The 13,741-nt window shown below is 72.2% G+C and carries 13 protein-coding genes; 9 read left to right on the top strand and 4 right to left on the bottom strand.

From position 1 onward, the window contains the following. Positions 1-18 precede the first annotated feature (18 nt). The 7 genes from C1703_RS27630 to C1703_RS27605 all read left to right on the top strand — a co-directional run bounded on the left by C1703_RS27630 (position 19) and on the right by C1703_RS27605 (position 6,703). Positions 19-1,773 (top strand): sensor histidine kinase, encoded by a 1,755-nt coding sequence (locus tag C1703_RS27630; protein WP_114255373.1) that lies wholly within the window; start codon positions 19-21, stop codon positions 1,771-1,773. Further along, positions 1,770-2,468, top strand: a complete 699-nt coding sequence (locus C1703_RS27625) for a response regulator (RefSeq protein ID WP_114255372.1) — start codon at positions 1,770-1,772, stop codon at positions 2,466-2,468. Before C1703_RS27630 ends, C1703_RS27625 begins: the two co-directional genes overlap by 4 nt. 115 nt (positions 2,469-2,583) lie before the next feature. After that, entirely contained in the window at positions 2,584-3,948 is a 1,365-nt protein-coding gene (locus tag C1703_RS27620; RefSeq protein ID WP_114257618.1) for an extracellular solute-binding protein, read from the top strand. Between the two features lie 7 nt (positions 3,949-3,955). Next, positions 3,956-4,876, top strand: a complete 921-nt coding sequence (locus tag C1703_RS27615; protein WP_114255371.1) for a sugar ABC transporter permease — start codon at positions 3,956-3,958, stop codon at positions 4,874-4,876. A 6-nt stretch (positions 4,877-4,882) separates the two neighbouring features. Then, a complete protein-coding gene (locus C1703_RS27610) occupies positions 4,883-5,722 on the top strand; it encodes a carbohydrate ABC transporter permease (RefSeq protein WP_114255370.1) in 840 nt (279 codons plus the stop codon). Positions 5,723-5,783: 61 nt separating this feature from the next. Next, positions 5,784-6,041: a hypothetical protein gene (locus tag C1703_RS39905; RefSeq protein WP_232840609.1), complete on the top strand. Its 258-nt coding sequence runs from the start codon at positions 5,784-5,786 to the stop codon at positions 6,039-6,041. Next, on the top strand, positions 6,017-6,703 hold the full coding sequence (locus tag C1703_RS27605; protein WP_232840608.1) for a zinc-binding dehydrogenase: 687 nt from the start codon (positions 6,017-6,019) through the stop codon (positions 6,701-6,703). The genes C1703_RS39905 and C1703_RS27605 overlap by 25 nt, the downstream gene beginning before the upstream one ends. Positions 6,704-7,606: 903 nt before the next feature. Here C1703_RS27605 and C1703_RS27590 read toward each other — a convergent pair. Both C1703_RS27590 and C1703_RS27585 read right to left on the bottom strand, forming a co-directional pair. Beyond that, positions 7,607-8,944, bottom strand: coding sequence for an enolase C-terminal domain-like protein (locus C1703_RS27590; RefSeq protein ID WP_114257617.1), 1,338 nt, complete (start codon positions 8,942-8,944; stop codon positions 7,607-7,609). Positions 8,945-8,970: 26 nt separating this feature from the next. Then, positions 8,971-10,308 carry a gluconate:H+ symporter gene (locus tag C1703_RS27585; RefSeq protein ID WP_114255369.1) on the bottom strand — a complete coding sequence of 446 codons (1,338 nt, stop codon included), beginning with the start codon at positions 10,306-10,308 and terminating at the stop codon, positions 8,971-8,973. Positions 10,309-10,465: 157 nt separating this feature from the next. Between C1703_RS27585 and C1703_RS27580 the strand changes: the two genes are divergently transcribed. Further along, entirely contained in the window at positions 10,466-11,254 is a 789-nt protein-coding gene (locus C1703_RS27580) for an IclR family transcriptional regulator (protein WP_114255368.1), read from the top strand. Positions 11,255-11,293: 39 nt separating this feature from the next. Here the strand turns inward: C1703_RS27580 and C1703_RS27575 are convergent, their stop codons facing one another. After that, on the bottom strand, positions 11,294-11,719 hold the full coding sequence (locus C1703_RS27575; RefSeq protein WP_114257616.1) for a PPOX class F420-dependent oxidoreductase: 426 nt from the start codon (positions 11,717-11,719) through the stop codon (positions 11,294-11,296). Positions 11,720-11,929: 210 nt separating this feature from the next. Here C1703_RS27575 and C1703_RS27570 point away from each other — a divergent pair, with 210 nt between their 5' ends. After that, positions 11,930-12,667 carry a helix-turn-helix transcriptional regulator gene (locus C1703_RS27570; RefSeq protein ID WP_232840607.1) on the top strand — a complete coding sequence of 246 codons (738 nt, stop codon included), beginning with the start codon at positions 11,930-11,932 and terminating at the stop codon, positions 12,665-12,667. Positions 12,668-12,679: 12 nt separating this feature from the next. Here C1703_RS27570 and C1703_RS27565 read toward each other — a convergent pair whose 3' ends face one another. Further along, positions 12,680-13,705 carry an ATP-dependent 6-phosphofructokinase gene (locus C1703_RS27565; protein ID WP_114255366.1) on the bottom strand — a complete coding sequence of 342 codons (1,026 nt, stop codon included), beginning with the start codon at positions 13,703-13,705 and terminating at the stop codon, positions 12,680-12,682. Positions 13,706-13,741: the final 36 nt, after the last annotated feature.

Raw genomic sequence — 13,741 nt, 5'->3', positions numbered from 1 at the left:
ACGGGGCAGACTGGCGGCATGCGCTTCACCGTCCCCGGTCCCCGCAGCCTGGCGGGCCAGCTCTTCGCCATGCAGGCCGTTCTGATAGCGGTCGTCGTGGCCGGATACGCGCTGTTCACCTACGTCAGCGACCGCAGCCAGGCCGAGGACGCGGCGCGGCGCCAGGCCAGGGCGGTGGCGCGGTCCGTCGCCGACTCCCCGTCCGTGCTGGCGGCGACGCGCACCTCCGACCCGACCGCCGAGCTCCAGCCGTACGCGCTGAAGGTGATGCGGGACACCGAGGTCGACTTCATCACGATCATGGATCCGCGGGGCATCCGCTGGACGCATCCCGACTCGAACCAGATCGGCCAGCCCTTCCGGGGCCATACCGCGAAGGCCCTGAAGGGCGAGACCTTCGACGAGACCTACACCGGCACGCTCGGTCCCTCGGTCCGCGCGGTCACCCCGATCCAGGACGGCAAGAAGGTCGTGGGCCTGGTCAGCGCGGGCATCCGGGTCGAGGAGATCACCCAGCGGGTGCAGGACCAGCTGACGGCCCTGCTCGGTGTCGCGGCCGGCGCGCTGGCGCTGGGCGCCGTCGGCACGTACGTCATCAACGCCCGGCTGCGCCGCCACACCCACGGCATGAACGCCGCCGAGCTGAGCCGGATGCACGACTACCACCAGGCCGCCCTGCACGCGGTACGCGAAGGGCTGCTGATGCTGGACGGGCAGTACCGTGTGGCGTTGATCAACGACGGAGGGCGGGAGTTGCTCGGCGTGGCCGGGGACGTGGTGGGCAGGTCGGTGGCGGAGCTGGGGCTGCCCGCCCCCCTGACCGGCGCGCTGCTGGCGTCGGAGCCGCGGGTGGACGAGGTGCACCTCACGGCCTCCCGGGTCCTGGTGATCAACACCTCGCCGGTGTCGGGCGGCGAACGGCGCGGTACGGTCGTCACCCTGCGCGACGTGACCGAACTCCAGTCGCTGATGGGCGAGTTGGACTCCGAGCGGGGCTTCACGCAGGCGCTGCGCTCGCAGGCGCACGAGGCGGCGAACCGGTTGCACACGGTCGTCTCGCTGATCGAGCTGGGCCGGGCGGAGGAGGCGGTGGAGTTCGCGACGGCCGAACTGGAGCTGGCGCAGGCGCTGACCGACCAGGTCGTGGCGGCGGTGAGCGAGCCGGTGCTGGCGGCACTGCTGCTGGGCAAGACGGCCCAGGCGAACGAGCGGGGCGTGGAGCTGATGGTGTCGGAGGACAGCCGACTGGACGACGGGCTGCTGCCGGAGTCCCTGCCGGCGCGGGACCTGGTGACCATTCTCGGCAACCTGATCGACAACGCCGTGGACGCGGCACAGGGCAGCACGCGGGCGCGGGTGACGGTGGCGGCGTACACGCAGGACGCCGAGGCCGCGGAGGGCGCCGCCCCGGAGCTGGTGATGCGGGTGTCCGACACGGGGCCGGGCGTGGACCCGGAGCATGCCGAGGCCGTCTTCCAGCGGGGCTTCTCGACGAAGCCGGCGGGCCCGGGCGGCCGGGGGCTGGGGCTGGCGCTGGTCCGTCAGGCGGTGCACCGGCACGGCGGGACGCTGTCGGTGACGGGGGCCGACGGGGGCGGCGCACAGTTCGAGGTTCGGCTGCCGCTGGGCAGGGCGGCCGGCGGCACGTCCGGCGACCCCGCCCGGCAGGGCCCGGCACCGGCGGACCCGGCCGCCGCGCTCCCGCTGTCGGCGGGACCCGCGTCCCGGACCTCCGGGGGCTCGACATCCAAGGCCTCAGGAGGCGACGCATGACGAGCGACCCCACGAGAGAGAAGGCCATCCGCGTCCTGGTCGTGGAGGACGACCCGGTCGCCGCCGACGCCCACGTCCTGTACGTCGGCCGGGTCCCCGGCTTCGTCGCGGTCGGCAAGGCGCACACGGGCGCGGAGGCCCGCCGGGCCCTGGAGCGCACCCCCGTCGACCTGCTCCTGCTCGATCTGCACCTGCCCGACGTACACGGCCTGCAACTGGCCCGCTCCCTCCGCGCGGCCGGCCACCACGCCGACGTGATAGCGGTGACGTCGGCCCGCGATCTGGCGGTGGTCCGCGAGGGCGTCTCGCTCGGGGTCGTGCAGTACGTCCTGAAGCCGTTCACCTTCGCGACCCTGCGCGACCGGCTCGTACGGTACGCGGAGTTCCACGCGGCGGTCGGCGAGGCGAGCGGCCAGGACGAGGTGGACCGGGCGCTCGCGGCCCTGCGCGCCCCCGGCCCGGCCGCCCTGCCCAAGGGCCTGAGCGCGCCCACGCTGGAGCGGGTGACCATCGCCCTGCGCGACAGCGCGGAGGGCCTCACGGCGGCCGGCGTGGCGGAGTCCGTGGGCATCTCCCGCATCACGGCCCGCCGTTACCTGGAGCACCTGGTGGAGGCGGGCCGGGCGGCGCGCCGGCCGCAGTACGGCACGGTGGGGCGGCCGGAGCTCCAGTACCGCTGGGTCACGGGCCAGTGACGGCCCATCAGCCATCCGACTGAACCGCCGCACACGCATTGACCTGACTAGACCACTCAACTTAGGTTCACGACGCAGCCGTCCCGGCCACAACGAAGTGCGCCAGCAGGAGGTCATGCCCGTGCGCCCCACCGCCGCCTTACTCCCTGCTCTCCTCGTCGCAGCCACCCTCACCGCGTGCGGCGGTGGCTCCGGCAGCGACCCGGACACCGTGAGGGTCTCCTTCAAACAGTCCACGGACAACTCCGTCAAGGTGATGGACACCTATCTCGCGGACATCAAGAAGCAGTTCGAGAAGGCCCACCCCGGCAAGAAGGTCGAGCTGGTCCCGATCAAGGCCCCGGACTCGGAGTACTACACCAAGCTCCAGCAGATGCTCCGCTCCCCCAAGACCGCCCCCGACCTGGTCTACGAGGACACGTTCCTCATCAACTCCGACATCACCAGCGGCTACTTGAAGCCCCTCGACCCCTACCTCGCCAAGTGGCCCGACTGGAACCGGTTCATCGACACGGCGAAGGCGGCCGCCAAGGGCGAGGACGGCAAGACGTACGGCGTCCCCGACGGCACGGACACGCGCGGCCTGTGGTTCAGCAAGGACATCTTCGCCAAGGCCGGCCTGCCCGCCGACTGGCAGCCGAAGACCTGGAACGACGTCCTGGACGCCGCCCGCACCATCAAGAAGAAGGTCCCCGGCGTCATCCCCCTCAACGTCTACACGGGCAAGCCGGTCGGCGAGGCGGCCACCATGCAGACCTTCGAGATGCTGCTCTACGGCACGACCGACGGCGGCACGGACCCCCTCTACGACAAGGCGAGCAAGAAGTGGATCGCCGGCGGGCAGGGTTTCGAGGACGCCCTCTCCTTCGTCGAGACGGTCTACGAGGAGAAGCTCGGCCCGGACGTCTCCGACGCCCTCGACCCCAACGTCATGACCCGGGTCCGCGGCGAGTGGCTCCCGCAGGGCGAGCTCGGCATCGCCCTCGACGGCTCCTGGCTCCCGCAGGACTGGCTGCCCGGCAGCGGCCACGAGTGGCCCGAGTGGTCGCGGGTGCTGGGCCTGGCCGCCATGCCGACCCAGCACGGCCAGGCGCCCGGCAAGGTGAGCATGTCCGGCGGCTGGACCTGGTCGATCCCGGCCAAGGCGGCCAACCCGGACCTGGCCTTCGACTTCATCAGGACGATGCAGACCAAGGCCAACGCCCAGAAGTGGTACATCGCCAACTCGGGCATCGCGGTCCGCGAGGACGTCGCCGAGGACCCCGCTTACGCCGGGGCCCAGCCCGGCATCAAGTTCTTCACCGACCTGGTGGCGGCGACGCACTACCGCCCCGCCTACCCGGCCTACCCCAAGGTCTCCACGGCCATCCAGGAGGCGATGGAGAGCGTGACCACGGGCGACGCGTCGGTGGAGGAGGCGACGAGCGCCTACACGGACGCGCTGAAGGACGCCACGGACAACCAGGTGGTCGAACGGTGAGCGGCCGATGACCGCCACCGCACCCCATCCCCGGCTCACGAAAGCCCCCACAGATCCGCACCGGGCACGCGGCCCCCGCCTGCCGGTGCGGCTCCTCCCCCTGGCCCCCGCCGTCGTCCTCCTGCTCCTGTTCCTGGCCGGCCCGATCGCCTACTGCGGGTACATCGCCTTCACGGACCTCCAGCTCACCGGCCAGGCCCAGGAGTCGTTCGTCGGCCTCGACAACTTCACCCGGGCCTTCGGGGACGAGGAGTTCCTCAACGCCGTATGGCTGACGCTGGTGTTCACGGTCCTGTCGTCACTGATCGGCCAGAACACCCTCGGCCTGGCGCTGGCCGCGCTGATGCGGCGCGCGTCGAAGCCGGTCCGCACCCTCACCGGCGGCATCGTCGTCACGGCGTGGGTGCTGCCGGAGGTGGTGGCGGGCTTCCTGCTCTACGCCTTCTTCCGCCGCGAGGGAACCCTGAACGCCATCCTGGACTGGCTCCATCTGCCCTCCCAGAACTGGCTGTTCACGCTGCCCATCCTGGCGGTGTCGTTCGCCAACGTCTGGCGCGGCACAGCGTTCTCGATGCTGGTGTACTCGGCGGCGCTGAACGAGATCCCGAAGGAGATCACCGAGGCCGCCGAGGTCGACGGGGCGGGCGGCTGGCGCCGCATGTGGCACGTCACCCTGCCCATGATCCGCCGCTCCATCGGCACGAACCTGATGCTCAACACGCTCCAGACCCTCTCGGTCTTCGGCCTGATCTGGGTGATGACGCGGGGCGGCCCCGGCGGCAGGAGCCAGACGCTGCCCCTCTTCATGTACGAACAGGCCTTCCAGAACAGCCTGATCGGCTACGGCACGGCGGTGGCCCTGCTCCTGCTGCTGGTCGGCTCCCTCTTCTCCCTCGTCTACCTGCGCCTGCTGCGGACGGAGGTCTGACCCGCCATGGCCCTCACCCTCGCCTCCCGCCGCACGACCCGCCGCCTCGCCGCGGACGCGGGCCTGCTGGTGGTCGCCGCCGCGTTCGTCCTGCCCCTGGCCTGGGTCGTCCTGTCGGCCCTCGACCCGGCGGCGAACCTGCGGGTGAAGACCCCCGACGGCCTCACCCTGGACAACTTCGACGCGATCCTCACCCCCGAGATCACCTTCACGCCGCTCCTGAACAGCCTGGTCCTGTGCGGCGGCGCGACGCTGCTGACGGTGGTCTGCGCGGCCCTGGCGGCCTACCCGCTCTCGCGTTTCCGCTCCCGATTCAACCGCCCGTTCCTGCTGACGATCCTCTTCGCCACCAGCCTGCCCATCACGGCGATCATGGTCCCGGTCTACGCGCTCTTCGTGCGGGTGGACCTGATCGACACCGTGCAGGGCACGATCTTCTTCTTCACCGCCTCCCAACTGCCGTTCGCCATCTGGCTGATGAAGAACTTCATGGACGGAGTGCCGAAGGAGCTGGAGGAGGCGGCCTGGACGGACGGGGCGTCGTCCCTCCAGTCCCTCCTCCGTATCGTGCTCCCCCTGATGGGCCCGGGCGTGGCCGTCGTGACGGTCTTCTCCTTCGTCATGATGTGGGGCAACTTCTTCGTCCCGTTCATGCTCCTGCTCACACCCGACCAGATGCCGGCGTCGGTCAGCGTCAACGACTTCTTCGGCAACCGGGGGATGGTGGCGTACGGGCAGCTGGCCGCGTTCTCCCTCGTGTACTCCACGCCGGTGATCCTCCTGTACGTCCTGATCGCGCGGCGGCTGGGAGGAGGCTTCGCACTGGGCGGGGCGGTCAAGGGCTGAGCGGCGCCGGGAAGCAACGGATCATGGCCGCTGTTGCACGTCGTGAACCGAAGGGGGAGACATGTCAGTTCGCGCTCTGGTCGTCGATCCGTCCGCACCGGCCGCCGTCCGTCTCGGCGAGGTCACCGACCCGGTGCCCGGGCCGGATCAGGTCCTGGTGGAGGTCTCCCACGCCTCGTTGAACTACGGCGACCTCAACGACGCCCGCTCCGGGCGGGTCCCGGTGGGGGCGGTACTCGGTTCGGACGCGGCCGGAGTGGTCGTCCGGCCGCGGCCGACGGAACCGGGCCCGCGGTGGGCACGCGAGTGGTGGCCCTGACCGCGGGGGCGTTCGCCGAGCGCGTCGCGATCGGCGCGGGCGCGCTCGCCGAGGTGCCCGCGAGCCTGGAGATGGCGAAGGCTGCGGCCCTGCCGGTCGCGGGCGTGGCGGCCCTGCGCTCGCTGCGGGCCGCCGGGCTCGGGCCGGGGCGCAGGGTGCTGGTCACGGGGGCGTCCGGCGGGGTCGGCCGGTACGCCGTCCAGCTGGCGGCGCGGGCCGGTGCCCGGGTGATCGCGTCGGTGGGCTCGGCCGCCCGCGCGGAAGGGCTGGCCGAGGCCGGCGCCGACGAGGTGCTGATCGGGCTGGAGGGTCTGCGGGAGCCGGTGGACATCGTCATCGACAGCGTCGGCGGCCCCCAACTGGTCGCCGCCTGGGGCCTGCTGGCGCCCGGCGGGCAGGTCCAGAGCGTCGGCTGGACGTCCGGGGAGCCGGCGGTCTTCCCGCCGTACGCCACCGTCGGCCCGGCCAAGTCGCTGTCCTCCTTCGTCATCGAGGGCGAGGTGGGCGCGGACCTGGCCGTGCTCGCCGAGCTGGCGGCCGAGGGGGCCCTCACCGTCGACACGGGCTGGCAGGGACCGTGGACCCGGTTCGACGAGGCGGCCGAGGCGCTGCGCGGACGCCGGGTCCGCGGCAAGGCGGTCTTGGAGGTGGCGTCCCGGTAGCGGGGGCCGGGGTCCCGGTGGCGGGGGTTGGCGTCCCGGTGGCGGGGGCCGGGGTCCCGGTGGCGGGGGCCAGGGTCCCGGTGGCGGGGGTTGGCGTCCCGGTAGCGGGGGCCAGGGTCCCCGTAGCAGGGGTGGCATCCCGGTAGCCGGGACCGGGGTCCCCGTAGCAGGGGTGGCATCCCGGTAGCCGGGACCGGGGTCCCCGTAGCAGGGGTGGCATCCCGGTAGCCGGGACCGGGGTCCCCGTAGCAGGGGTTGGCGTCCCGGTAGCCGGGACCGGGGTCCCCGTAGCAGGGGTTGGCGTCCCGGTAGCCGGGACCGGGGTCCCCGTAGCAGGGGTTGGCGTCCCGGTAGCCGGGACCAGGGTCCCCGTAGCAGGGGTTGGCGTCCCGGTAGCCGGGACCAGGGTCCCCGTAGCAGGGGTGGCATCCCAGTAGCCGGGACCAGGGTCCCCGTAGCAGGGGTGGCATCCCAGTAGCCGGGACCAGGGTCCCCGTAGCAGGGGTGGCATCCCAGTAGCCGGGACCAGGGTCCCCGTAGCAGGGGTGGCATCCCAGTAGCCGGGACCAGGGTCCCCGTAGCAGGGGTGGCATCCCAGTAGCCGGGACCAGGGTCCCCGTAGCAGGGACCAGGGTCCCCGTAGCAGGGGCCGGGGTCCCCGTAGCAGGGGTTGGCGTCCCGGTGGCCGGGACCGGGGTCCCGGTGGCGGTGGCGGTGGCGGTGGCGGTGGCAAGGGTCCATAGCCGGCTGGCGCCCCGGCAGGAGAGGCCGGCGCCCCGGAGCAGAGGCCGGCTTCCGGTACCAGGGGACCAGGGCCGGCCCGGCCGCCCCGGGCCCCTGCCCGTCGCCCGCCCTCGGCGATCCAGCCCCCGGCCCGTCGCCCGCCCCCGGCGGCCCGGTCCGCTACCGCACCAGGGACGGCCGCTTCGCGTCGAAGGACCAGTCCGGGACGAGGTAGCGCATCGCCGCCGCGTCGTCCCGCGCCCCCAGCGCCTTCTCCCGGTACAGCTCGTGCGCCGCCAGCAGCCGGTCCATGTCGAGCGCGACGCCCAGCCCCGGCGCGTCCGGGACCGCGATCTCCCCGTCCACGATCCGCGGCGGGTCCACCGTCAGCCGCTCCAGCCCCTCCTGCCAGATCCAGTGCGTGTCCAGCGCGTTGTACTCGCCCGGCGCCGCCGCCCCGCAGTGCGTCACCATCGCCAGCGAGATGTCGAAGTGGTTGTTGGAGTGGCACCCCCACGTCAGCCCCGTCGCGTGGCACAACTGCGCCACCCGCACCGACCCCTGCATCGTCCAGAAGTGCGGATCGGCCAGCGGGATGGACACCGACTGCAGCGCCAGCGCGTGCGCCAGCTGACGCCAGTCCGTCGCGATCATGTTGGTCGCGGTCGGCAGCCCCGTCGCCCGGCGGAACTCCGCGAGGATCTCCCGCCCCGAGTAACCCCCCTCCGCGCCGCAGGGGTCCTCGGCGTACGCCAGCGTCCCCACCAGCGGCCGGCACAGCTCGACCGCCTCGCGCAGCGACCACGCCCCGTTCGGGTCCAGGGTGATCCGGGCCTCGGGGAACCGCCGTTTGAGCGCCCGCACGGCCGCGACCTCCTCCGCCCCCTCCAGCACACCCCCCTTGAGCTTGAAGTCCCGGAACCCGTACAGCTCGTACGCGGCCTCGGCCTGCCGCACGATCGCCTCGGGCGACAGCGCCTCCTCGTGCCGCACCCGGTACCACTCCACCGGGGAGCCGGGCTCGCGCACGTACTCCAGGTCGGTCCGGTCCGGGTCGCCCACGTAGAACAGGTAACCCAGCACCCGCACGGACTCCCGCTGCTGCCCGTCCCCGAGCAGCGCCGCCACGGGCACGTCGAGGTGCTGCCCGAGCAGGTCCAGCAGGGCCGATTCGACGGCCGTGACCGTGTGGACGGTGGTCCGCAGGTCGAAGGTCTGCGCGCCCCGCCCGCCCGCGTCGCGATCGGCGAACCGCTCCCCGATCTCCCGCAGCACCCGCTTGTAGTCCCCCACCTTCGCCCCGACGACCAGCGACTCGGCGTCCCGCAGCGTCCGGGTGATCTTCTCCCCGCCGGGCACCTCCCCCAGCCCGGTCCGCCCCTCGGAGTCGGTGAGGACGACGACGTTGCGGGTGAAGTACGGCCCGTGCGCCCCGGAGAGGTTCAGCTCCATGCTGTCCCGCCCCGCGACCGGGTAGACGGCGAACGCCGTGACGACCGGCTGCTGTCCGATGCTCATCAGTTGCCCCTTCTCGAAGGAATGGTTCACACACCCAGCACGTCGAGGACCCACTCGCCCACCAGCACCCCGCCCAGCCCGAGCACGGCCAGCACGGTCGTGTAGGACGTCCGGACCTTGATCGCCTCGACGACGGAGAGGTTGAAGTACTCCTTGAACAGCCAGAACCCGGGGTCGTTCACATGCGAGAACGCGATGGAGCCACAGGCGACGGCCAGCACCATCACCTCCGGGTGCACCCCGCTGCCCGCGAGCAGCGGCAGCGCCACCCCGGACGCCGTCACGACGGCCACCGTCGCCGAGCCGAGCGCGATGCGCAGGATGACGGCGACGAGCCAGGCGAGGACGATCGGCGAGATGGACCAGCCGTCGGTGGCGTCCTTGATGTAGTCGGAGATCCCGCCCTCGACGAGGACGTTCTTGAAGGCCCCGCCCGCGCCGATCACCAGCAGGATCATCGCCATCGCCTGGGCCGCCGACGTACAGGACGCCCCGACGTCGCCCAGGCTGCGCCCGATCCGCGGCCCGAACGCCCACACGGCCAGACACAGCGTCAGCAGCAGGGCGATGGGCGCCGAGCCGATGAACGCGACGACGTTCAGCAGCGGGCTCTCCCCGGACGCGGCCATGTCGGTCACCGCGGCGGCCACGATCAGCACCACGGGGAACAGCGCCACGCACAGCGCCCAGCCGAGGCCCGGCATCTCCTCCTCGGTGAACTCCCGCTCGCTGACGAGCCCTTTGGGGATGGACGGCGTCAGCCGCGCGACGAACGGCAGGCGGGGCCAGGTCAGGGCGATGAGCGCCCCGGCGGGCACGGCGATGAACAGGCCGTAGAACAGGGTGAGTCCGACGGAGGCGTGGAAGGTCGCGGCGACCGCGGTGGGCCCGGGGTGCGGCGGGAGGAAGCTGTGCATGGTGGACAGCGCGATGGACATCGGCAGCCCGACCCACAGCAGCTTCGCCCCGGTCACCCTGACCAGCGTGAACGCGATCGGCACGATGATGATGAAAGCGACCTCGTAGAACATGGTCACGCCGATCAGCATGGCCGTGACCACCATGGCCACCTGCACCCACCGCGGGCCGAAGGCGTCGAGGAGCCGGCCGGCTATCCGCTGCGCGGCACCCGAGTCCCCCATCACCCGGCCGACCATGGCACCGAGGCCGATGGTCAGCATGGTGTCGCCGATCTGGTCCCCGATGCCTTCGGAGAGGACGTCCGGGACGGTCGCCACCGGAATGCCCTGGACGAGCGCGACCCCGACCGCCACCAGCAGCAGGGCCGCGAAGCCGTTCAGTCTCAGCCTGGTCATGAGGAGCAGCAGGATCAGAACGCTGATCCCGACGACGAGCAGAGGCAAGACAGTTCCCCTTTGAACCGGTGCGCCGACGAGCGCGCGACGACTCTCATCCCTGTATGCAGACGGTGTCCACGTATGAAGATGGAGGCTAAGTGGGTGAACGGCAGGGGTCAATGGCCGGGCGATCACGAATTGCCGGGGCACCTACGATGAGCGCATGGAGGGGAACAGCGGGGGCGTCCGCGGCGTGAAGTCGGCGGCCCGGACCGTCGCACTGCTGGAACTGCTCGCCGAGCGCGGGGAGGAGCCCTCACGCCTCGACCAGCTCGCGGCGGAGCTGGAGGTGCCGCGCAGCAGCATGTACCAGTTGCTGCGGACGCTCGTCGACGCCGGCTGGGTCCGCACGGACGCCACCGGCTCCCTCTACGGCATCGGGATCCGCGCGCTGCTCACGGGCACCGGCTACCTGGACGGGGACCGGCGCGTCCGGCTGGTCCGCCCGTACCTCGACGAGGCGTCGGACGCGCTGGGCGAGACCATCCACCTGGCACGGCTCGACGGCCGGGACGTCGTCTACCTCGCCACCCGCGAGTCCCACGAGTACCGGCGCACCCTCAGCCGGGTCGGCCGCCGCGTCCCGGCCCATGCGGGAGCGCTCGGCAAGGCCCTGCTCGCCGAGCGCCCCGACGACGAACTGCCCTTCGGCGACGAGCCGTTGCCCGCCCTCACGGAGAACACGCACACCGACCGCGCCGCCCTCCTCGCCGACCTGGCCGGGGTCCGCGAGCGCGGCTACTCCATCGACCGCGAGGAGACGGTGCCGGGCATCGCGGGCTTCGGCTTCGCCCTGCGCTACGGCACACCGGCCGTCGACGCCATCAGCTGCTCGGTACCGGTGGCCCGCCTGACCCGGGAGCACGAGGAGCGCATCGTCGCCGTGATGCGGGACATCAGGACCCGAATCGAGTCCCGCCCACCCCCCTCGGGCACACCCGACTGGCGTTAGGACCTGCCGGGCGGGGGCCGCCCCCGCCCGAAGAGACCCTCAGCCGGTCGCTCCCTCCGGCAGTACGCCCGCGCGGAACGGCTCCACGCCCTCCAGCCTGCGCACCCGCGTCGGTTCGATCAGCAGCATCACCCGGCGCTCGCCGGGCAGCAGCCACGGGTAGCGGTCCTCGCCGAGGTACTTGCGCGCCAGCCGGTCCATCGCCCGCTCCGCCTCCTCGCCCTCCACGAAGCGGACGACCCTCCCCCGGATCTCCGCCCGGTCGTACGGGTTGGCGGGGTCGTGGTGCGACAGCGAAACGTACGGATTGCGCCGCAGATTCTCCTCCTTCACCCGCCCGATCGAGGTGTTGACCATGACGTACTCCCCTTCGAGGTCCGCCCACATGGGCGAGACCTGAGGCGCCCCGTCCGCTCCCACCGTCGCCAGGTGCCAGAAGTTCGGCGCGAGAAGCCGCTCGCGCATATGCTCGTTGAGCTTGCCGTTCACGTGAGTCACTGCCTTTCCGGGCCCACGACCGGCGGACCCGGCGCCATCCTCGCCCCGCCCCCGCCCCGGCCGACAGACGATCTTCGGCCCCGGTCGAACCCGCCGGTAGCCGTAGGTTCCTACAATCCGTGATCCTGGCCGAACAGACCGTAGTCGCCGCAGCCCCGCGCCCCTAGCTTGTGGCGCGTGCGCCGACCTTCACCCCGCCCGAGCGATCCCTCCCCCACGACCACGCCTCCGCCCTTCGACGCCCCCGCGGCCCGCCGCCTGCGCGCGGCCCTCGGCATGGCCCCCGAGCACGTCGCCCACGGCATGCGCGTCTCCTACGGGCACCCCCACGTCTCCCCGGACCACGTCATCGCCTGGGAGCGCGGGATCACGGCCCCGACCGACTCCGAACTCACCGCCCTCGCGGGCGTGCTGTGGTGCTCGCCCGCGGAACTCATCGGCAGACCGCGCACCCTGCGCGAGCACCGCATCGCCCGCTGCCTCGCCCCGGAGGACGTCGCCCGGGCCGTGGGGCACGACGTCCACAGCTACCTGCGCATGGAGGAGACCGACAGCTGGCGCGGCACCGACCGCCAGTCCGCCGCCCTCGCCGACCTGCTCGGTCTCCGCCTGCCCGACTTCGTCGCCGTCACGGGCCGGAACGCCAAGCTCGGCGAGCTGCTGCGCAGCGCGGTCACCACCCGATGGCAGGCCTACGTACGGCCGGTCGCGAAGGTCGTCCCCCTGGACCGGCCGTTCCTGGAGGGCGCCCTCCAGGCGCTGCACGAGGACTACCAGGGGCACATGGCCGCCACCCTGAGCTGGGGCGGCGGCGGCAGCGACGCGGGCGACGCCGGCCAGGAGTTCCTCGACCGGATCGTGGAGCACTTCTGGGCGAAGCTCCAGGACGACACCGACCGGGAGGGCGTCCAGTAACGGGCACGGCGTCTAGAAGACCGACTCGGCCTCGTCCATCCGGTCCTTCGGCACCGTCTTCAGCTCGGTCACGGCCTCCGCGAGCGGCACCATCACGATGTCCGTCCCGCGCAGCGCGGTCATCCGGCCGAACTGCCCCTGGTGCGCCGCCTCCACCGCGTGCCAGCCGAAGCGCGTGGCGAGCACGCGGTCGTAGGCGGTCGGTGTGCCGCCGCGCTGGACGTGGCCGAGAATGACCGGCTTGGCCTCCTTGCCGAGCCGCCGCTCCAGCTCGTGGGCGAGGGCGGTGCCGATGCCCTGGAAGCGCTCGTGGCCGAACTTGTCGATCGCGCCCTTGCCGTAGTCCATGGTGCCGTCGGCGGGGTGGGCGCCCTCGGCGACGCAGACCACCGCGAACTTCTTGCCGCGGGCGAACCGTTCCTCGACCATCTTCACGAGGTCGGCCGGGTCGAACGGCCGCTCCGGCAGACAGATCCCGTGCGCACCGGCGGCCATGCCGGACTCCAGCGCGATCCACCCGGCGTGCCGGCCCATGACCTCCACGACCATCACCCGCTGGTGGGACTCGGCGGTGGTCTTCAGGCGGTCCATCGCCTCGGTGGCGACGCCCACCGCCGTGTCGAAGCCGAAGGTGCGGTCGGTCGACGAGATGTCGTTGTCGATCGTCTTCGGGACGCCGACCACCGGCAGACCGGCATCGGACAGCATGCGGGCGGCCGTCAGCGTGCCCTCGCCGCCGATCGGGATCAGCGCGTCGATGCCGAACTCGTGGATCATGTCGGAGGCGTTCTCGCAGGCCTCGCGGAGCCGGTCGCGCTCCAGCCGGGACGAGCCGAGGATGGTGCCGCCGCGGGCCAGGATGCCGCTGACCGCGTTCAGGTCGAGGGTGCGGTAGCGGCCGTCGAGCAGGCCCGCGTAACCGTCTTCGAAGCCGATGACCTCGTCGCCGTAGTTGTCGACCGCCCGGTGCACGACCGACCGGATCACGGCGTTCAGGCCGGGGCAGTCGCCGCCTGCGGTGAGAACTCCGATACGCATCGTGCTGTGTCTCCTGCTCGCTGTGGATACCGGTGA

This window comes from Streptomyces sp. Go-475 (assembly GCF_003330845.1).
Classification (GTDB): domain Bacteria; phylum Actinomycetota; class Actinomycetes; order Streptomycetales; family Streptomycetaceae; genus Streptomyces.
Note: the sequence above shows the minus strand (reverse complement) of the source record. Positions and strands in the feature narration are given on the sequence as shown.

Bases quoted from the DNA above. Each gene is read 5' to 3' on its own strand.
- C1703_RS27630 (WP_114255373.1), top strand. From the start codon at position 19: ATGCGCTTCACCGTCCCCGGTCCCCGCAGCCTGGCGGGCCAGCTCTTC.
- C1703_RS27625 (WP_114255372.1), top strand. From the start codon at position 1,770: ATGACGAGCGACCCCACGAGAGAGAAGGCCATCCGCGTCCTGGTCGTG.
- C1703_RS27620 (WP_114257618.1), top strand. From the start codon at position 2,584: ATGCCCGTGCGCCCCACCGCCGCCTTACTCCCTGCTCTCCTCGTCGCA.
- C1703_RS27615 (WP_114255371.1), top strand. From the start codon at position 3,956: ATGACCGCCACCGCACCCCATCCCCGGCTCACGAAAGCCCCCACAGAT.
- C1703_RS27610 (WP_114255370.1), top strand. From the start codon at position 4,883: ATGGCCCTCACCCTCGCCTCCCGCCGCACGACCCGCCGCCTCGCCGCG.
- C1703_RS39905 (WP_232840609.1), top strand. From the start codon at position 5,784: ATGTCAGTTCGCGCTCTGGTCGTCGATCCGTCCGCACCGGCCGCCGTC.
- C1703_RS27590 (WP_114257617.1), bottom strand. From the start codon at position 8,944: ATGAGCATCGGACAGCAGCCGGTCGTCACGGCGTTCGCCGTCTACCCG.
- C1703_RS27580 (WP_114255368.1), top strand. From the start codon at position 10,466: ATGGAGGGGAACAGCGGGGGCGTCCGCGGCGTGAAGTCGGCGGCCCGG.
- C1703_RS27575 (WP_114257616.1), bottom strand. From the start codon at position 11,719: ATGCGCGAGCGGCTTCTCGCGCCGAACTTCTGGCACCTGGCGACGGTG.
- C1703_RS27565 (WP_114255366.1), bottom strand. From the start codon at position 13,705: ATGCGTATCGGAGTTCTCACCGCAGGCGGCGACTGCCCCGGCCTGAAC.